General features: G+C 60.7%; 12 protein-coding genes. 4 read left to right on the top strand and 8 right to left on the bottom strand.

Annotated elements, in window-relative coordinates; translation table 11 throughout:
• Positions 1 to 403: 403 nt before the first annotated feature.
• Complete coding sequence (gene cysS, locus KTAU_RS03745; protein ID WP_151727086.1) at positions 404 to 1834, bottom strand: cysteine--tRNA ligase; 1431 nt, start codon at positions 1832 to 1834, stop codon at positions 404 to 406.
• Positions 1835 to 2587: 753 nt separating this feature from the next.
• On the opposite strand from cysS, the gene KTAU_RS03740 reads away from it, so the two are divergent.
• Positions 2588 to 2776 (top strand): hypothetical protein, encoded by a 189-nt coding sequence (locus KTAU_RS03740; RefSeq protein ID WP_151727085.1) that lies wholly within the window; start codon positions 2588 to 2590, stop codon positions 2774 to 2776.
• A 295-nt stretch (positions 2777 to 3071) separates the two neighbouring features.
• Here KTAU_RS03740 and metH read toward each other — a convergent pair whose 3' ends face one another.
• The 4 genes from metH to KTAU_RS03720 form a co-directional block, all read right to left on the bottom strand.
• Entirely contained in the window at positions 3072 to 6668 is a 3597-nt protein-coding gene (gene metH, locus KTAU_RS03735) for a methionine synthase (protein WP_151727084.1), read from the bottom strand.
• 474 nt (positions 6669 to 7142) lie between these two features.
• Positions 7143 to 9056 (bottom strand): serine/threonine-protein kinase, encoded by a 1914-nt coding sequence (locus KTAU_RS03730; protein ID WP_151727083.1) that lies wholly within the window; start codon positions 9054 to 9056, stop codon positions 7143 to 7145.
• 232 nt (positions 9057 to 9288) lie between these two features.
• On the bottom strand, positions 9289 to 10506 hold the full coding sequence (locus tag KTAU_RS03725) for an aminotransferase class V-fold PLP-dependent enzyme (RefSeq protein WP_151727082.1): 1218 nt from the start codon (positions 10504 to 10506) through the stop codon (positions 9289 to 9291).
• 275 nt (positions 10507 to 10781) lie between these two features.
• On the bottom strand, positions 10782 to 11222 hold the full coding sequence (locus tag KTAU_RS03720) for a YbjQ family protein (protein ID WP_112428804.1): 441 nt from the start codon (positions 11220 to 11222) through the stop codon (positions 10782 to 10784).
• A gap of 338 nt (positions 11223 to 11560) precedes the next feature.
• Here KTAU_RS03720 and KTAU_RS03715 point away from each other — a divergent pair, with 338 nt between their 5' ends.
• Both KTAU_RS03715 and KTAU_RS03710 read left to right on the top strand, forming a co-directional pair.
• On the top strand, positions 11561 to 12202 hold the full coding sequence (locus KTAU_RS03715; RefSeq protein ID WP_151727080.1) for a TetR/AcrR family transcriptional regulator: 642 nt from the start codon (positions 11561 to 11563) through the stop codon (positions 12200 to 12202).
• A gap of 5 nt (positions 12203 to 12207) precedes the next feature.
• A complete protein-coding gene (locus tag KTAU_RS03710) occupies positions 12208 to 13410 on the top strand; it encodes a cytochrome P450 (RefSeq protein ID WP_228026301.1) in 1203 nt (400 codons plus the stop codon).
• A gap of 69 nt (positions 13411 to 13479) precedes the next feature.
• Here KTAU_RS03710 and KTAU_RS03705 read toward each other — a convergent pair whose 3' ends face one another.
• Together KTAU_RS03705 and KTAU_RS03700 are read right to left on the bottom strand one after the other, a co-directional pair.
• Positions 13480 to 14619, bottom strand: a complete 1140-nt coding sequence (locus tag KTAU_RS03705; protein ID WP_151727079.1) for a vWA domain-containing protein — start codon at positions 14617 to 14619, stop codon at positions 13480 to 13482.
• Positions 14620 to 14708: 89 nt separating this feature from the next.
• Positions 14709 to 15713, bottom strand: a complete 1005-nt coding sequence (locus tag KTAU_RS03700) for an AAA family ATPase (RefSeq protein ID WP_151727078.1) — start codon at positions 15711 to 15713, stop codon at positions 14709 to 14711.
• 249 nt (positions 15714 to 15962) lie between these two features.
• Between KTAU_RS03700 and KTAU_RS03695 the strand changes: the two genes are divergently transcribed.
• The gene (locus tag KTAU_RS03695; protein ID WP_151727077.1) at positions 15963 to 16163 is read left to right on the top strand and encodes a hypothetical protein; all 201 of its coding nucleotides are present in this window, start codon (positions 15963 to 15965) and stop codon (positions 16161 to 16163) included.
• Positions 16164 to 16535: 372 nt separating this feature from the next.
• On the opposite strand, the gene KTAU_RS03690 is transcribed toward KTAU_RS03695, so the two are convergent.
• Positions 16536 to 18509 carry a variant leucine-rich repeat-containing protein gene (locus KTAU_RS03690; RefSeq protein WP_151727076.1) on the bottom strand — a complete coding sequence of 658 codons (1974 nt, stop codon included), beginning with the start codon at positions 18507 to 18509 and terminating at the stop codon, positions 16536 to 16538.
• Positions 18510 to 18889 lie beyond the last annotated feature (380 nt).

Here is an 18889-nt window from a genome sequence, read left to right as displayed (position 1 = left end):
GGATGAGCAGGCGAGCGAGGGAAAGCAGAAGAACAGCGGGAAGAACACCAGGCTGATCCTGGCTCCCTCCCGCTCTTGCTAGCAGACAACCTGTATCGTCCAGGCAATATTATACGTTGTGCACAGCGCAGACTGCAGGCTCTCACAGTTAGCGCTGGCCGAAGAGCATAGTCGCCGCGCTACTGCTTCCTGCGATCTGGCGCCCCGCCCAGCTACCCCCGTCGTTCGGGCTTGACAGCGAAAGCAGCGGTCATTGCCGAGTACAAAGCACCTAACAGGCGACGAGCCTGTACCTGTGACCAGCGCCTGGCAGTAGCCCCGGGTCTGGTCGTGCTCATTCTCATCGTGGCAAGAAGAGTCAGGCAGATAGCCAGGCCCGCCGCCCGCCTTTCAGCAAGCCTGGCTAGATCAGCTCGGTGCCCCGAGGAGTATCGCGCACCTCGAAGCCGTGCGCTTTGATCTGCTCGCGTAAGGCATCTGAGCGCTGCCAATCGCGGGCGGCGCGAGCTGCCTCACGCTCGCGCACCAGAGCCAGCACCTCCTCGGGAATGGAGCGCGGCTGGCGCGGGGCCACCATCTCCAGGCGTAGACCAAGCACACGGTCGAAATCCAGCAGCAGACGGCGCCGCTCAGCCGGCGGAATGAGCTGATTGTGGAGAGCGCGGTGGGTCAGATTCAGGGCCGTGGGCAGCTCCAGATTATCGTTAATTGCCTCGTGGAAGGCATCCCGCAGGCGCTGCGCCTCCTCAGACCAGGGGCCGGTGGCGCCCACGCCGTCAGCCGGCAGAGAGGCCAGTGTCTCGCGCAGATTATTCAAGCCATTCTGCGCCGCCGTGATCGACTCATCGGTAAAGTTGATCTTTGAGCGATAGTGCGCGGTCAACAGCAGATAGCGCAGGGCCAGCGGCTCTATACCGCGTTCCTTCAGCGTCGAGAGCAGTACCACATTGCCCTTCGAGCGGGCCATCTTGGCGTTGCCGAAATCCAGAAACTCGCCGTGGACCCAATAGCGCACTGGCGGCTTCCCGCTGACGCCCTGGCTTTGAGCGATCTCATCCTCGTGGTGAGGGAAGATCAGATCAACCGCGCCCGTATGGATATCGAACTGCTCACCCAGGTACTTGACGGACATCGCCGAGCATTCGATATGCCAACCGGGGAAACCAAGGCCCCAAGGGCTATCCCAGTTCATCTGGCGCTTGGGACTACCGCGCTTCCAGAGGGCGAAATCCTCGGGAGACTCCTTGTCATCAGCCACCTCCATCTGTTCACGTCCGTGCCCACCGGCTCGCAGCTGCTCCAGGGTATTGCCGGAGAGCTTGCCGTACTCCGGGAAGCGGCTGACATCGTAGTAGACATTGCCCTCGCTTGTCACGTAGGCTAGCCCCTTCTCGATGAGCTTGGCGATCATCTCCTGCATCTCGGGAATGTGCTCGGTCGCCTTGGGCACGATATGGGGCGGCAGAATATTCAGCTCGGCAGCGTCCTCTTCGTACCGGCGTGTATAGTAGGCGGCAATCTCGTAGGCTGAGCGACCTGTGCGGCGCGCCTCATGCTCGATTTTATCCTCACCGCTCTCCTCAACGTCGTTCTGCAGATGACCAACATCCGTGATGTTGCGCACCAGCAGAACATCATAGCCGTTGTATTCGAGCATGCGACGCAGCCAGTCAGTCATCAAGAACGTGCGGAAGTTCCCGATGTGGATGTCACGATAGACGGTGGGGCCGCAGCTATAGATACCCACCTTTGGCGGATGAAGCGGCTCAAAACGCTGTTTCTCACGACCGAGTGTATTATAAAGCACAATCGGCCTGGCCGATATGCTGCTCATTGTGCTCTTCTCTCCTAATGTGCAGAAATGCTCACAGAACTGTACCCAAACGGAGCCGAGGATAAAGAAAGCAGACAGGCAAGCAGTTCGCTAGTTACACATGTTGCGGTCAGAAACAGCGTGGGTACAGAAGTGTGTTGCAGCTCGTGGTATAGCCGCCATTATGCCCATAGCACCTTCAGTCCTCTGATTTCTCTGCCCTGTATCTCTCGTCTTGTCGGGCCTCATCTCATCTGTGCTCGCGCCTGGGGCCAGGTCGCGATAGCGAGCGCTGGCGCGGAGGCCAGTCTAGGTTTCAGCCGGGAGGGAGCCACCGATGCGTGACGGTCAAGGTGGGTCCGTCTTCGCTAGTATAGCACACTCTCGGGCGCTGGTATAGCCCCGCACAGAAATTGCCGGGTTTTTTCTACTCGGTGACCATTGCCCATCATTTTTTCGGTTTGCACCCTCTGTGACGTCTACAGGATAGAAAGTCAAAGTCGCAGGGGCAGAACTGGCGATACCGGCCTCCTCTTACCGAAGCCGATCCCTGTCTTCCTGCGGGCTGCTTCCTCTGGGGCAGCGATCTCTTGCCGCACTTTCCTGTGTTTAGCCCCTGGCTAGCTACTGCCGCGCGTCAGCTCGGCGAGGAGGATCGATTTATAGTGCCTCTATCTTTAATAGCTGAATGCATTTAAGATTTCGAGATTATAAAAATCTCGAAATCGGAGGCCAGCTAGCCAGCATCAACCATGATAAGAAAGGAGAGAGTTTATGTTGTACGGACAAAAGCAGTCTGAGCAGCGCAGCTGGCGGATCTTTCCCTACGATGGGCCAGGCCCTTACGATGATGACAACGGCGGAGAGAGCCGCTGGAAGCCCGGAACCTCGCCCGAAGACCCTGATCCCGAGGAAGAGGAAGGAGAGGAATCGCAGGTCAGCGGTCAAGGAGCGGGGCAGTAGCTCGTCTCTCGCTGCCCTCCACTGCTGGTGAGCGTTCGCTGCCGACTCACAGGGGCCCTGACCAGCACCTGGGATAGCAGTCTTAGCTCTCCAGAGAGGCGTGTGGATGGCAGGAAGAGCGCACCAACCCTCTGCGAGCCCTGCCCCTCACATCCTATCACAGCGTACCTCAGCAGAGCAATCGCCGCGGCGAGGCCAACAGCGGAGCGTGCCCGCCAGCCCGAGGCTAGGGTCCTCTGGGGCTGGGCCTGAGCCGCGGCGGCGCATTCTCGGCGGTGCTCTGCAACTGAAATACTCACAGGCCGCTGGGGCCTGGGGATGGCTCTCGCACTGCGAAGTAAACAGCCTGGGGGTGATGAACTACGATGGCTGCCGTCGACTGCTCCGGTACCAGCTGATAGCCAGCAGTCAACTCGACCCCGATGCTGCTCTGGACTGGCAGCAGTGCGAATAAGACGCGGTGATCCTCCAGGTCTGGAATAGCGGGGTAGCCCCAACTATAGCGTCTGCCTCGCCCTTCGTGCTCTCTCAAGCCCAGCTCGCGCCGGATGTGTTGATTGGCATACTCGGCCAGCGCCTCTGTCATCTGGACCGATAACCCATGAAGAAAGTAGGCCTCCGCATAGCGCCCCTCCTGCTGAAGCTGGTGAACCAGCTCCGAAGGCCCGGGGCCTACGGTGACCACCTGCAGCGCTACGACGTCGATGAGGCCACTGGCCGTCGAGGCAAAATAGTCGGCCAGACAGAGCCGTTCGCGCTCGCGCTGGCGTGGGAAGCGGAAGCGAGCCAGCTCACGCAGGGCCTTGCCATCCTCCGTAAGCGACTGCGGATCATAGATGATCAGGCTATTGCCCTGCGACTGGCAGGGATAGTAGCCATAGATGACGCGCGGCTGCAGATAGCGCTGTTGCCTGGCCTCGCGTAGCATACGCTCCAGGCGCGGGCGAAACTCCTCTGTCGCCAGACGCGCAAAGTCATCGCCATGCGCCTTACCACCCCAATGCAGGCGGAAGAGCGTATTCTCATCCAGGCAGGCTGCGATGTCCTCCAGGCCGATGCGCTCCAGGACGCGCGGACCCCAGAAAGGTGGCTTAGGAATGGAGGGGGCGGGCTTGATGCTGGTCGACGGCTGCTCGTCCTCTGCCGCGGACCCGGGAGCAGGGGCGGCCTGCTGCTGCTTTTGCAGCTCGTGAAGGGCTTCCTGCTTGATACGCTCCACAAAGGCCTCGCGCTCGTGTGGGTCTCCGGTCAGGCGATCCATAATCTCCAGGCCCTCGAAGGCATCGCGGGCATAAAAGACTCCCGGCTCGTAAGGAACCAGGCGCCCTTTCTCGTGTGTGCTGCCGTCCGTCTCCTCGACAAAGAGGATGCGGCGGCCATAGGCGCGATTAATGGCGGCGCCGCCCACGATCACCGGATAGCGCAGGCCGCGCCGATGCAACTCCTGAACGCAGAGCGGCATCTGCTTCGAAGTGCTGACCAGCAGAGCCGAGAGACCGATGGCGTCGGCATTGACCTCGACGGCCTTGTCGAGGATAGTATTGAGCGGAACCTGCTTGCCCAGATCGTAGACCGTGTAGCCGTTATTACTCAGGATCGTATTGACCAGGTTTTTGCCGATGTCGTGCACGTCGCCGAAGACGGTGGCCAGCACGACCCGCCCCTTGGTGTAGCCCTCTTTGCGCTCAAGATAGCCTTCCAAGTGGGCCACGGCCCGCTTCATCACCTCGGCAGACTGCAGTACGAAAGGTAAGATCAGCTCACCGGCGCCGAAGCGATCGCCAACCTCTTTCATTGCCGGCAGGAGCACCCCGTTGAGTACCTGGACAGCGGCCTCGCTTGCTTTCATGTCCCCGGCAGCGCAGCGCTCCTGGATGGCCTGCGTGATCAGCTCCTCGATACCCTCCTTGCGCCGGTGAAGGATCTGCCAGTGGATGCGTTCATCGGTACTCAAACCTTCCGTTGGATCGCTGCGTGTCTCGGTCCCCGTCTCAGGCTGAGCGTACTCCTCAAAATAGGCGATATAGCGTGGCAGAGCCTCGGGTCGGTTGTAGATCAGGTCCTCGGCGAGGCGGCGCTGCTCCTCGGGGATCTCCGCATATGGCTTGATGTGGGACGGGTTGACAATGGCGGCATCCAGGCCCGCGCGCACCGCATGATAGAGAAAGACGCTATTGAGCACGGCGCGCGCTTGGGGCTTCAAGCCGAAGGAGACGTTGCTGACTCCCAGCAAGGTCAGGGCGCCGGGCAGCTCGGCCTTGATGCGACGCAGCGCCTCCAATGTCTCAATAGCCGCTGTGCGCAGGTCCTCCTGGCCTGTTGTAATGGGGAAGGTCAAAGGATCGAAGAGCAGCGCCTCGGGCGCCAGCCCATACTCTTCCACGCAGATCTCATAGATCCGGCGTGCGACCTCTAACTTACGCTCAGCGCTGCGGGCCATGCCCGCCTCATCGATGGTCAGGGCTACCACTGCTGCCCCGTGCTCCCGCGCCAGGGGTACCACACGCTCAATGCGCTCGCGCCCATTTTCCATGTTAATCGAATTGATGACGGCCCGACCTGGGTAGACCTCCAGCGCTGCCTGAATGACTGCCGGCTCTGTTGAATCGATAAAGAGCGGCACCTCAATACCCTGGGAGAGCTTCTTAATGGTCTGGGCCATCTGAAGAGCTTCATCGCTGCGCTCCGTGAGAGCCACGCAGACGTCCAGCGCGTGGGCCCCACCCTCAACCTGTTCGCGGGCAATGGCCAGCAGGGCGTCGTAGTCATCGCGCAGCAGCGCCTCCTTAGCCTTGCGACTTCCCTGGCTATTGACGCGCTCGCCGATCAACAGTGGTGGCGGGTCCTGTCGCAAGCTGGTTGCGCGCATGCCGCTGGCCACCAGAGAAAGCGAGACACTGGGGAAGCTATGCCGCTGGAGCACATCGTCGGCCTGCGGGCGTGGACGGCGCCGCGCCGTGCGGCAGGCTTGCACAATAGCCCGTAGATGAGCGTGGGAGCTACCACAGCAGCCCCCTACGATATTGACACCGAACTCGGTAATGAACTCGCGCAGGGCTGTGGCCATCGCCTCTGGCGCCAGCGGATAGACGGCTTTGCCCCCGACATTCAGTGGGATACCGGCGTTAGGGATTGTCGAAATCGGCAGCGGGCAGTGTTCGGCGAGGTAGCGCACCGGCTCGCGCATATGCTCGGGGCCGGTCGAGCAATTGAGGCCGATGATCTGGACCCGCAGCCCAACCAGGGTCGCCATCACAGCGGCGATATCGGTGCCGAGCAACATCCGTCCGCTGGTATCGAGCGAGACCTGGGCCTGAATCGGCACGCGTCGCCCCGTTTGCTCCATTGCACGGCGCAGGCCCGTCACCGCAGCACGCACCTCCAGCAAATCCTGGCTGGTCTCGATCAGAAGCACATCGACGCCTCCCTCCAGCAAAGCAGCGGCCTGCTCCTGGAAGACCGTCACCAGCTGCTGATACGTGATATTGCTCAAGACCGGATCATCTGAGGACGGCAGCATGCCGGTGGGACCGATCGAACCCGCCACAAAGCGCGGCCAGTCGGATGTACTGTAGCGATCCGCCAGCCGGCGGGCCAGGCGCGCGGCGGCCAGGTTAATCTCGCGTGTGCGCTCCCCCAGGCCATACTCATTGAGCTTCAAGCGACTGGCTGTGAACGAATTGGTCTCCAGTACATCGCAACCCGCTTCCAGAAAGCCCACATGGATCTCCTCGATCACCTCCGGTCGCGTCAGCACCAGATACTCATTACAACCCTCGGTGGCGGGCCCACCGTAGTCAGCTGCGCTCAGCTGATAGGTCTGAATCGTGCTGCCCATAGCACCATCGAAAATCAGGACGCGCTGTGCCAGGGCCTCCAGAAAGCGGCTCATAAGCAGACCGCTTACCTCCTCTACGCTCTTGCTTGTATTCCTACTCCGGGCGGGCCGGCGATGAAAGGTGCTCAGCGCTGGCTGGTTGTCTGTAGCCGGAGTCAGTTGTCGGGTCAGGTGACTCATCGCATCGCATCGCTCGGAGCGAGATAGCCCCGAAGCCGATGGCCTTGGGCGCTGTAGTCGGCAGCAAACAGGCTCTCTGGCATGTGAATGCAGGTAGAGAACCGCCGCTATCACAGGTTGCTGAAGCTAACCGGGTTGCTCTATTATAGCATGTTTCTCGATCCAGGCTGAGTTGAGATCTGCCCCCGGTTGAGGCGGAGGGATTGGCTAGCAGTCGCCGGGCCGGGCCTGTTAAGACCCCTATCGTAGTAGGGGAGCAGCGAAAGGAGCCAAGGCTGCCCAGGTGCAGAGAAGGAGGGGCACTGAACAAGGAGGAGTGGGAGGCGGTCTGATAGTGCCCTCCCTTACTTAGTTGTCCGTGGCAGCGGCCTTCTCGCTGAAAGGCTCCCAGATCTGCACAGTGCCATCCCACGAGCCGGAGGCGAGGGCGTCGCCGGTGGGTGACCAGGCCACGGTGCTCACCCAATCGCTGTGGCCGCGATAGCTCAGGAGCGGGGTGACGGGGGCAACCTCACCGTCGGCCCGCCAGACATGGACCTGTTCATCGACACTCCCGGAAGCGAGCAGGCGACCATCAGGGGACCAGGCCACGCAGGTCACGCCGCCGTCGTGGCCGTAGTAACAGAGGGGTTCGCGCCCGCTGTCGAGGCCGCGCGGGTCGCGAGCCTCCCATACCTGGACCGATTGATCATCGCTGGCAGAGGCGACAAAGCGTCCATCGGGCGACCAGGCTACAGCATTGACCTTATCATGGTGGCCGTAATAAATGCGGATGTTCCCCCCGGTGCTCGCTGTTGGCTCCCAGACATGGACCGTGCGATCCTCGCCGCCAGAGGCGAGCTGGCGGCTATCGGGCGACCAGGCCAGAGCGGCGATGCTGCCGTGGTGACCGCGGTAGGTGCAGACGACGCGACGCGTAGCCATTTCCCAGACCAGGACGACCTGCTCCTCGCCAGCGGCGGCCAGATACTTCCCATCGGGCGACCAGGCTAGTGCCAGGATACGCTCGTTGAGACCCTCATAACGTGCACCGGCGGGCGACTCCAGCCGGGCCGCTCGGGCGTCGTGGGGAAGAACGGCGAGCAGCTGAACCACCTCAGACAGCAGACCATCGGTCATAGCGAGATAGAGCCCATCGGGTGACCAGGCGATCACCGGTGCCTCCAGCGAGAGACCGTGCTGTACAAGCAGCGTCTCACCGCTGCGGCTGTCCCAAATCTGGACGCTCTCATCTTGACTACTGGAGGCCAGATAGCGCCCGTGGCTGGCCCAGGCCAGCGAGGCCACGCGAGCGCTGTGACCGCGATAAACCAGGCGGGGCGTGGTCACCACGGAAGAGGGAGACAACTCAGCGGCTGGTGCTGCCGCTGACTGAGCAGCAGCCGGGGCAAAGGGCAGCGGCGATTTAAACTGCGAGCGTGGCAGAGAAGAAAGCGGGAGGCGCTCCTGGCGACTGGCGCGCTCCAACTCACGGGCGAACTCCTCTACTGAGGGGAAGCGCTCATTCGGGTCCTTCGCCAGAGCGCGCAGCACCACCTGTTCCACTAATGGAGGAAGCGTCGGAGCGCGTTCGCGCAGCGGTGGCGGAGGTGCGATCTGATGCTGCAGAGCGATCTCCTGGGTCGTGCCAAGAAATGGCCACTCGCCCGTCAGCCACTCATAGACCACCACACCCAGAGCATACTGATCGCTGGCCAGCCGGGGACGTCCGCGCAGCTGCTCCGGCGCCGCGTAAGGAACCGTGCCTTCGAAAGCCTGCAGCTTCTCGCGGCGGTAGCCCGCGCTGCGCGCCACCGTTGCAATATCGAAATCGCTTAGCCAGACCTGGTTATCCGGCCCCAGCAGCATATTGTGCGGCTTGATATCGCGATGGATGAGCTTATAGCCGTGGATATACTGCAAGGCCGCAGCCACCTGGCGCACGTAGGAAACCACTGTTGGCAGAGGCAAAGGAATACCTCGCGGATGCCGCTCGCGCAGCGTCCCATGAGGGGCGTAGGCCATCACGATGAACGGCTGCCCATCCTCCGCCCCAAAATCGAAAACACGCACAATGTGCGGATGCTCCAGCCGTGTCAAAATTTGTGCGCGGATCAGCAGCTCGGCCAGTTCCTGGCTGGAGAGCTGTGCCTCGACCACCTTCAGCGCCGCCTGGGCCCCCGTGCGCAGGTGCTCTCCCAAATAGACACGTGTCATATGGCCCTGGCCCAGCAGGCGCACCAGCCGATAGCCTCCAAGCCGCTGATCGATTCGACTGACCATAGCGCTCTTCTCCCCCCGCAAGGTTCCTGCTTTGGCCGCCACCTTCTCCTTCTACCTTGCGAGTCCTCCTGTTGGAGGATTGTAGAGAATGGGCAATGATCATGTCAAGCGGATAGTCAAGATGGTATATGTTGATGCTTTTGCGTTCTCTTGTGCAATAGTGAGAACGGGAGACGGGAGGACAGCAAAAAAGATACCCTGTTGCAACAAAGCGAGGGAAGAATAGGGAAACTTAACTCAGCGAGCTAGTGGGGCCGGCAGCAAGCAAATGCTCCAGCGCCCGAGCGAAACGCTCGACCTCCTCCTCCGAATTGTAGTAATGTACCGAAGCGCGCACCAGCGTCTGAAGGCCGTGGGCCTGCATATCCAGCAGCGCGGCCTGCTGAGAGACCGCCGAGACATTGATGTGCTGGCGGCGCAGAGCCTGGCGGATCATCTCGGCCTCCCAGCCTTCCACCGTGAAGGTCACAATGCCGCCCTGAACCACTCCCCGATCATGGACAATGACCCCTGGCAGCGGAGTGAGACGTGTACGCAGCAGATAGGCGAGATCGCGAACACGGCGCCAGAGACGTTGCTGATCCCATTGCAGGAAATAATCGATAGCGGCCCCCAGGCCCAGGCGATTGGCAATACTTGCCTCCCAGCACTCGAAGCGACGCGCATCGGGACGCAAGGCATACTGGTCGGGCGCCGTCCAGCTGGCGGCATGTAGATCGATGAGCGGCGGCTCCAATTGCGCTAACACTTCCTGACGCACATACAAGAATCCTGTACCACGCGGACCACGCAAGAACTTACGCCCCGTGCCAGCCAGGATGTCGCAGCCGAGCGCGCGCACATCCAGTGGCATCTGGCCAACCGATTGCGTCGCATCCAGCAGATAGAGCACACCAGCCTCGCGGGCGATACGCCCCACCTCAGCCGCAGGATTCACCAGGCCATTGTTAGTCGGCACGTGCGTCAAAGCGATCACGCGTACGTGCTCATCGATGGCGTTGCGCAGGGCGCTCAGAGAGATTTGGCCATATTCATCGTCAGGAATCACCTCGACGCGGACACCAGTGCGGCGGGTCATCTGCAGAAAGGCCAGATAGTTACTGGCATATTCAGCCATGCCTGTCAGAATCCGGTCGCCGGGCGCAAACGGAATAGCGTAGAAAGCCATATCCCAGGCACGGGTGGCATTCTCCACCAGGGCCACCTCACTCGGCTGGCAGCCAAGCAGCATGGCCACCGCCTCATAGACGTGGGCGAGAGCCTCACGCGCCTCCTCGGCTGCTTCGTAGCCGCCATGACGTGCCTCGCGCTGGAGATGAGCGCTCACGGCTTCCACTACTGGCTGAGGCATCAAGGCGGCCCCGGCGTTATTGAAATGCAGCACTTCGGTGCAACCTGGCGTCTCCGCGCGTACCTGAGCCAGATCAAAAGCACGAGTCTGCCGTTCCATGCTTTACTGCTCCGTTCTCATTCTCATTGCTCGTGCGGCTACCTATGCCATTGTGAAATAGAGCGGGATCGGCGCTCTCTTCATCTTGCCCGATGTGGTGTGGACGGAGCTGACCTGCTCGTCAAAGCACAGCCAGCCTCAGCGTGGTCAGGTCGGGCCGAGAGGGCCAGGCGCTGCCCCACCAATCAGCAGCGAATGAGCCGTTTCGGATCAGGTCAGATCAGAAAAGAAGCTGCCGCTGGAGCTGGCAGCGCCAGTACATCAGGAGGGGGCTGTTACTGCCCTACGGGGATAACGACGCGGCCCTGGCCAGTAGGCGGCATATTGGGACCGCTACCGACCCAGCGCACCGCGGTACCGATAGCCGTCACCTCCATCCATTCTCCGTTATGCAGGTACTGAACCTGGATGTCGACGCCGATAACACCATCGGCCCCGAGCTGGTCAGCCTCAAACTGCATACGGCTCAAGGCCAGCTCGCGTGCCTGATACATTAGCTGGGTGTATTCTTTCAGCTCGCCCTGGAAGTGGGACTTGATCCCCGCCAGCCAGTTGCGAATGGCGCCCATTGAGTAAATGCAGTTGCCCATCACCAAACCCAGGGGCTGAAAACCCTTGTCGACAACCAGCCAAAATTCCTGTCCGGTGAGATCGGAGGTGAAGGCCCGGCCTCGGTAGCCCGGTCGGACATCCATCGCTGTTCGTGGTTCGCTCATGGGACCTCTCTTTCGCTGTGGTCTTGCCTGGCCGCTTCTTGTAGTCTTGCTTGCTGCCACCGGCTCGCCGACCCTGGCCTGGCGGCGAGCCGCCTTTCCAGGATAGGCAATTGCCTCTGGAATGTCAACCATTCGGCAAGGCGTCCTGCTCTTGCGGGAGCTGGTCTTGTTGCCTCTCTGGCGGCTCCTATCTGATCTACGTCTGGCTTACCTTGACTCATACGTCTAAAATATGACTGGAAAGTTCAATGTGGTTGAAGAGAGCGTGGAGCGGAGGGCCTGCCTTCCTGGTCTGAGGAAGGGAGCAGCATCAACCATAACAGAGGAGGAATGAGCCGATGGGGAGTGAGATGGGGCGGCAGCGCTTAAAAGAGCGGCTGCGCGAAGTACGCACAGAGCTGATTCTCAATGTGGCGGAGGAGGTCTTCGAGGAGCGAGGTTATCACGAAACGACGATGGATGAGATCGCGGCCCGCTGCGGCGTCGCCAAGGGGACGCTCTATCAACACTTTCCGGGTGGTAAGGACGAGCTGATCACCGCTCTCTTCGAGCGTCATCTGGAGCAGTTCGCTCGCGCTGTCGCTCAGGCCCAAAGCGCTGCCAGCACGGCTCGTGGCGGACTCAGGCGCATTCTAGAGTATGTCTATCTAGAGCGCAGTGGCCTGCATGCGCGCCTCTTACAGCTGCTCACCTATGGCGGAGACCTGCGTCAGGCCCTCAAAGAGCGTCTTGGTCCCCGCCTGGAACCGATCAGTGCCGCCATTCGCGCCATGATTGAACAAGGCCAGCGCAATGGCGAGTTCCGCGACACGCTCTCGACCGATCTGCTGCTACAGACATTTATGCACCTGCTACTCTTTAACAAGTACCAGTCTGTGCTTGAGCGCGAGCAGCTCTCTGCCGAGAGCCTCGTGGCGCAGGTGGCACAGATTTTCTTTGACGGTATTGCCAGCGAGACGTCTGGAGAGGAAAGGATATAGCAGCAATGCAATCACAACCCGGTTTGCGCGCAACGGCCCCCATGCTCTTCGGGCTGCAGCCCCTGGAAGATACCGAGCGCTCCTTTGCCTGGTTTGCGGCCATGCGCGAGGCGCACCCGGTCTTCTTTCACGAAGGTACTGGCATCTGGCAAGTGTTTCGCTACGATGATGTTTTAAATGTTCTCACGGACTATGCGCGCTTTTCTTCCAACGCCTTTGAGGACGTTGGAGCGTTTTTTGAAGGAACGTTGTTGGCTAAAGATCCGCCGGAGCATCGCAAGCTGCGCAACCTGGTCAACCAGGCTTTCACACCGCGAGCTGTGGCGCGTCTTGCGGATCGCATCACGCAGATCACGCAAGAGCTGCTGGATGCAGTGCTGGCCAAAGGAGAGCTAGACGTGGTGGCCGACATTGCCTTCCCCTTGCCGGCCAAAGTGATCGCCGAGCTTCTCGGTGTCCCTGATCAGGATTGGGACATCTTCCAGCGCTGGGCGCAGGCTGATCCTTCCGCTCCACCGGCGCGGCGCCTGGCCGGGCGGACGATGCGCCAAGAGATGGAGGAGTACTTCACGGATCTGATCGCCGAGCGCCGACGGGTGCCGCGGGAGGACCTGATCAGCGCGCTCTGTCAGGCCGAAGTCGATGGGCAGAAACTCAGTCAGAATGAGCTGTTGAGCTTCTGTGTCCTGTTGCTGGCCGCTGGTCAGGAGACCACCAAAAACCTGATCGCTAATGCTATCGTCTGCTTCACCGACTATCCCGACGTCATGGAGCGACTGCGTCGCCAGCCAGAGCTGATGCCGGCGGCCATCGAGGAAGTGCTGCGCTTCCTACCGCCGGTCTGGTTCCTGCTGCGGCGCACAACGATCGAGGTCGAGCTTGGAGGGCAGCGCATCCCGCCAGGGCAAAACGTTCTTGTCTGGACAGCCTCGGCCAACCGCGACCCGGCCCAGTTCCCCGAGCCGGATCGCTTCCTGATCGAGCGCAGCCCCAACCGTCATCTGGCTTTCGGTCATGGTGTCCATTACTGCGTCGGGGCGCCGCTAGCGCGTCTGGAGGCCAAGATTGCTCTGCCGTTAATGTTGCAACGCCTGGGCAGGCTAGAGCGTGTCTCGGGCGTTCCGATCATGGTCAATCGGGGTCTGGTCTTTGTGATCCGTTCCTTGCCGATCGCCTTCGAAGCGGCGACCGCTGGCAGCCAGCGCTAAAGAAACAACCGTAGACAGTAACCTGCCCCTGGCGGCTTCCGATCCTGCGCAAAAGGGATTGGAAGCCGCTTAGTTTCCTTCATCAGGCACCAGTTCGATCACTTCGCCAAACGGAAAGCCTTCCCGCTCAAGGTGATGTCCTGTTACGACCCAGAGCACGGGCAGCCCAGGCGGCTCCTCGGGAAAGGAGCCGAAGCCGTCGGTCAGGTAAACACAAACGGCGTTCTGCCACGGTTCGTGCTCAGTCTGGATACGCTCGAAGAACGGGGCGAAATTTGTTCCCCCGCCGCCCTGTGGTGGAGGTAACTCGGCGGAGACGCTGCTCACCTCGTAGGGACCGTGGCATTCCGTATCGACGTAGTAGAGCTGGCCGATCACATGGGGATAGGCGGCCAGGATACCGCGTAACTCGCTCAGGAAAAGGCTCAGGTCCTTGTTGCTGATCGAGCCGCTGGTATCGACTGCGATGTAGGCGTGAAGCTGCTCGTTCTCCTGGGCGTCCAGGTAGAGCCGCTGACCAATAAAGCGCCGGTCGAAGCCGGAGAAGTCGCTCGGGGTCTGCGTCAGAAAGCGCCAGAGATAACTACGCCAGTCCAGTCGGCTCGGGTCGATACGGGCCAGCTCGCGTTCCAGGCCGAGAGGAAAATGACCAGATTGCGCTCCTGTGCTGCTGGCCTGCTTAATGGCCCGCCACCAGTAGTCTCGCTGTCGGTTATACTCCTCGTGCGATAGCGGGTCCTCTTGCTGGCTCTGCTGTTTGAGGTCCAGAGGGACACGTAGCTGAGAGGCGCGCCTAGGGTTCTGCTGTAGTTGCTGATAGATCTCCTCGACGCTCAGTCTCTCCAGATCAGGCTCGCGTAGATGGCCCCTGGGTAACTCTAACCCTTCCAGATGGGCGATAATGCCGTTGACCACGATATCAGCAGCGATGTTCCAGAGGTGCGGGTCACGCTGGCCGCGCCGTGGCACATGCTGCAGAGCGGCGTGGAGCACCTCGTGGGTGAGCACCCCCAGGCGCTCGGCTGGCGTCAGCTGACGCCAGAAGGTAGGATTAAAGGTGATACTGCGCCCGTCGGTCATGGCCGTATCGACGGTATCGCTCACCTTGATCTGGGCAAAGAGACTCAGCGTGGCGAAAAACGGCTGCCGTAGACGCAGCTGCAGAATCGCGGCACTGATCTGCTTGTGTACATCGTGGTGCTCCTGCATGGCATCTCCTCCTTGGAGCAGGCTGGTTCAGGCGATGGCTGAGCACTGGCGTTCTCTGGCTATGTCAGCTGTTACCCCTCCTTCGTTCATTACTGTTGATTGAGCAGCTCCATGTACTCGGTAAACAGCTTCTGAAGCTGCTGATTGCGCTGCACCAGCGCAGCCAGCTTGCCTAGCTCGTTGCGTGCGCGCAGCAGGCGGAAGAGATCGGTGGCGAAGAGCTGTACCCATTCAGGTTGGGCTTTCTGGCTCATCCAGACGAAGGCCTGGTAGCATTGCTGCAGGCTCGTGGCGCGCGTCGCCAACGCCACTGTGATGGCGTAGCGCAGCGATGGCTCGCTGGGAAAAGCGATAGGTTCTCCTGCGCCTTCGAGAATGGCCTCGACATCGGGAAGGCGGTCGTAGAGGGCCATGAATGCCTCAAACTCAGCGGCAGCTCCCTGGCCGACTGCCGGGGCGATATCCAGTCCAGCCTTGTAGAGCGCATCGGCCATCATCCAGGTGCGCGGCGAGGGCCAGGCTGGCTGCTGCGGATCAAGCCTGTGCAGCAGCTCAGGGCGGAAGGCCAGAAAAGCTAATAAGTGTTCGTGCATGCCTTGCTCCAGGGCGTAGGCTTTGAAGCTATCGAAGTTCGGTTCTACAAATAGATGAATGAAGCGGTTGCTCAGCGGCGCGGGCATGTCGAAGACGGCGGCGCGGTCTTCTTTGCGATTGCCGGCGGCCCAGATAAACCAGCCTTCGGGGACGGTGTAGCTGCCGACGCGCCGATCGAGAATCAGCTGCTGAGCGATGCCCTGGATCGTCGGCGGAGCCAGGTTCAGCTCATCGAGGAAGAGGATGCCCCGGCCTGAGCGCGGCAGAAACTCGGGCGGGTACCAGCGGGCCGTGCCCTCTTCAGCCACGGGCAGACCGCGCAGATCGGTCGGGGCAAGCTGCGAGAGGCGGAGGTCAATCAGCTCCAGGCTGTGAGCACGTGCTGTCTGTGCGACGATACTCGATTTACCGACGCCGGGTGGTCCCCAGATCATGGTGCTCATCATCAGGCGCCGGCTCACCAGGCCGGACAGAAAGCGTGCCAGGGCATCAGGTCGCATGAGACTCTTTCACCCTCCTTGTTATCCTCGTCTTCAGCGAAAGATGATCTTCTAGCGTTCCAGCTATCAGATATCAGGTGGAAGCATGGCGCGTACAGAGCATGTGCTGAGGACTGCTCTCGGGTGCCACTGTCGAAAAAAAGGGGCTGGGTAGATAGCAACCACCATAGAACGTCGAGCGAGCAGTTGTCAAGGCTCCAGCCGCCAGGCAGTCTGGCTGCCGCTGTTCATTCAGGCCGACAAGAGTTCATGTTAATCTACGAGTGCAAGAGCCGCGGCAATCAGGCACAATACGACGCCATTGAAGAGGCGAGACGGGTGACGCAGTTTATCCGTAACAAGTGCCTGTGCCTGTGGATGAATCCTCGTGGAACCAGCAGAAATGGCCGGCAATGCTTCTACTCACAACTTGCCAATGGCTATGTCTTTGCTTTGCGCCTCGATTCCTAAGTGATGCCTCATGGAGCGCTTCCTCTCCTGGTTGCACGACTGTGAACAGGTGCATGACATTCCTGTCATCGCGGTTAATCCAGCATTCACGAGTCAGGAAGCCTCTCCGTCAGGACGCATGTCCCACGTTGGGGGCTGGTGCTTGACCGCGACCACAATGCCGCGAAGAACATCTTAGCAAAGGCTTTCAACTGTACCGCTGGGGAATCGGAAACGGGCCTCTCTCAGCAGAGGCGAAGCGCTTCTGAACAGACACCCGCTACTCATTCTGGCAGCGCCAAGACAGGCAAGGTGGCTGGATGAAGGAAACACCCCCTGGGCTTGCGCCGGGGGAGTGTCAGGCTATTAGTGTAGGAAAAAGCCTGATGCCTGTCAATCCCTCGACTGACTGGCTAGTCGGGCGCGGGCGGCGGCGCGCACAAAGCAGTTACCATCGTGGGCCAGGGTCTCCAGTAGTGTGGATGGAACTGCCGCATGCTGAGCCACAAGATAGCGCTCGACCCAGCGACCGGATTCGGCGAATAGCTCCAGTAAGGCTGGTGGCAGATCTCGACGTTGCAGCAACAGCGGACGCAGACGCGACGGCAGATCAGCTTTGATAATCTCTTCGCGTAGCGTCTCCAGCAGATAATCGAAGATCAGGCTCTGGCCCTGGGTGATGGTCCGCGGGTGAGTCGCGACCGCGATCGCCACCTCGCTATCGTTCAGGCGCAGCAGCTGCTCTAGCAGTGTCAGTGGAGAGGAAGGGTGAGCTGCCAGGGAGCGAAGGATCTCAATGGGCTGAGTGCCCTCATCTGTCGAGACGACAGCGCGCTGGCGGCGCCACTCGCTCAGATAGCGGGCGGCAAGACGCTCCAGCAGGGGTGCGGGCAGCTCTGGCTGCTGACTCAGGGCCAGATGGATCTCGCGATCGTCAAGTTCTGCAAGCCACGTCAGGACATCGGCGGGCGTGTTAGGATTGCGGGCCAGACCGGCGAGCAGGGAACGATCCTGCCTGTGGGAAGATGCCAGATGGCGCAAGGTCTCTGGCGCCAGCGCCGGGTGGGAAGCTATCCGCCAACGGACCATCGCCTGCGAGTGTGCGCAGAGCTGTTCGGCGAGCTTGGGGGGCAGACATGGGTTGCCTGCCAGCGAGAGCACAACCTCTAAAGCGGAATCCCTTGCCAGAGAGGCACTGAGCGCTGTGGGCAGGGCTGAGTGAGAAGCGACGGCAGCCCGCACCTGACTGGCCTCATCCTCCGCCAGACGCCGGAGGAAGGCACTCTCAGGCGGCAGGTGTGGTGCGACAGCGGCCCGTACTTCGACGCTGGCATCGGTGGCGAGCAGTTCACGCTCGATAGCTCCCAGCGCGGTATGGCCAGCCACAGCCCGCCGCACCTCCGGCTCACCACTCCTGGCCAGGTGAGCTAATCTCTCTGCGGGTAGCTGGGGATGCCGAGCCGCCGTGCTGCGTACCTGGCTGCTGGCATCCTCCGTCAAGGTCAACAAAAGTGTGGGAGGAGTGGCAGGGTTAGCCGCCACCGCGCTGCGGATCTCTACCTCTGGAGCACGTGCCAGTTCATAGAGTAGCTCAGGCGGAAGTGGTAGCAGCCTGACAGCCTCGGCGCGGACCGCTAGCGGCCCCTCGCTGACCAGTTTGAGCACTGTCTCCTGGTGCAGATAGGGATAGCAGGCTAGCAAGAGCCGACGCCAGCATTCGTCGTCAGGCGAGTAGATCCCCTCGACCAGCTCAGGATAGAGATCGGGTATGGCCAGGGTCAGAAGCACCAGCGTCGAGCTGAAGGAACGCGGATAAAGGCCAACCTGGCTGCTACGCCGCTCGTAGTCAGCCACTGCCTCGCTGACGAAGCGCTGCCGCTGTTCGTTAAACTCAGAGATCTCACCCGCGATGGCGACATGCCACTGTAAGGCCCACATGGTTTCATCGGAGAACCAACGAATGCGGCTGAGATTCACATCTTCATTGAGCCAGCGCAGCCAGAGCAGGGGGGTCTCTTCGCAGCGCAAGAGCTGCAGCCACGCCTGGGGCGAGGCTTGTTTAATAAAATCGGGCTGCGTCAGGTTCAGAAGAGGCAGGATGGGATTGGCTAGAAATTCATGGGGGAACTCGCGGGCCAGCTCCAGCAGCAGGTCAAGCGAGGTGTTCGGATTGCGTGCCACAGCCCGGCGTACAGTCAAATCGCGTTCCCTGCTGAGCTGCTCCAACACAACGGGCGGTGTTGCCGGATTGGCGGCGACCAGGGGACGTAAGGCTGGCTGATGACTTAGCTCGCTCAACCGCTCAGGAGGCGTGTCAAGATTTTGAGCCTCGGCGATCAGCTCGGGGGGCACGTTTTCAGTTGTCATAAGCTAAAAGATCCATCATAGCCTGATGCTTGATTGTCTGAAAACGGCTGCTTCACGTACTGGAGTAGTATGAAGGTGGGCGACGCGCGCGAAGCAACTGGCTGTCAGGTCAAGCAGGGAGAGCGACAGCATGGGCTGAGTACGGGTGACCCTGTACGGCTCTCCGAGCTACTTCCTGGGCAGGCACATAGGCGAGTGACTAGTAAAATACTATAGACGACAGGGCCAGTCTTTGTCAATCCAGTCCCAGGTCTGCCTGATCTCCCGACGGCTCTTTATGGGTCTGATCGGGCCTGCTACCCGAGGGATAGCACACAGTCAGGAAGCGGTGAAAACCTCTTGGTCAGGCTTACACCTGCTCTTTGCTAGCTGTCTGGTGA

The sequence above is a fragment of the Thermogemmatispora aurantia genome (assembly GCF_008974285.1).
In the GTDB taxonomy this organism is placed as follows: Bacteria; Chloroflexota; Ktedonobacteria; order Ktedonobacterales; family Ktedonobacteraceae; genus Thermogemmatispora; species Thermogemmatispora aurantia.
Note: the sequence above shows the minus strand (reverse complement) of the source record. Positions and strands in the feature narration are given on the sequence as shown.

Excerpts from the sequence above, each read along its gene's own strand:
- cysS (WP_151727086.1), bottom strand. The coding sequence starts at position 1,834 with ATGAGCAGCATATCGGCCAGGCCGATTGTGCTTTATAATACACTCGGT.
- KTAU_RS03740 (WP_151727085.1), top strand. The coding sequence starts at position 2,588 with ATGTTGTACGGACAAAAGCAGTCTGAGCAGCGCAGCTGGCGGATCTTT.
- metH (WP_151727084.1), bottom strand. The coding sequence starts at position 6,668 with ATGAGCCGCTTTCTGGAGGCCCTGGCACAGCGCGTCCTGATTTTCGAT.
- KTAU_RS03730 (WP_151727083.1), bottom strand. The coding sequence starts at position 9,056 with ATGGTCAGTCGAATCGATCAGCGGCTTGGAGGCTATCGGCTGGTGCGC.
- KTAU_RS03725 (WP_151727082.1), bottom strand. The coding sequence starts at position 10,506 with ATGGAACGGCAGACTCGTGCTTTTGATCTGGCTCAGGTACGCGCGGAG.
- KTAU_RS03720 (WP_112428804.1), bottom strand. The coding sequence starts at position 11,222 with ATGAGCGAACCACGAACAGCGATGGATGTCCGACCGGGCTACCGAGGC.
- KTAU_RS03715 (WP_151727080.1), top strand. The coding sequence starts at position 11,561 with ATGGGGAGTGAGATGGGGCGGCAGCGCTTAAAAGAGCGGCTGCGCGAA.
- KTAU_RS03710 (WP_228026301.1), top strand. The coding sequence starts at position 12,208 with ATGCAATCACAACCCGGTTTGCGCGCAACGGCCCCCATGCTCTTCGGG.
- KTAU_RS03705 (WP_151727079.1), bottom strand. The coding sequence starts at position 14,619 with ATGCAGGAGCACCACGATGTACACAAGCAGATCAGTGCCGCGATTCTG.
- KTAU_RS03700 (WP_151727078.1), bottom strand. The coding sequence starts at position 15,713 with ATGCGACCTGATGCCCTGGCACGCTTTCTGTCCGGCCTGGTGAGCCGG.
- KTAU_RS03695 (WP_151727077.1), top strand. The coding sequence starts at position 15,963 with ATGTTAATCTACGAGTGCAAGAGCCGCGGCAATCAGGCACAATACGAC.
- KTAU_RS03690 (WP_151727076.1), bottom strand. The coding sequence starts at position 18,509 with ATGACAACTGAAAACGTGCCCCCCGAGCTGATCGCCGAGGCTCAAAAT.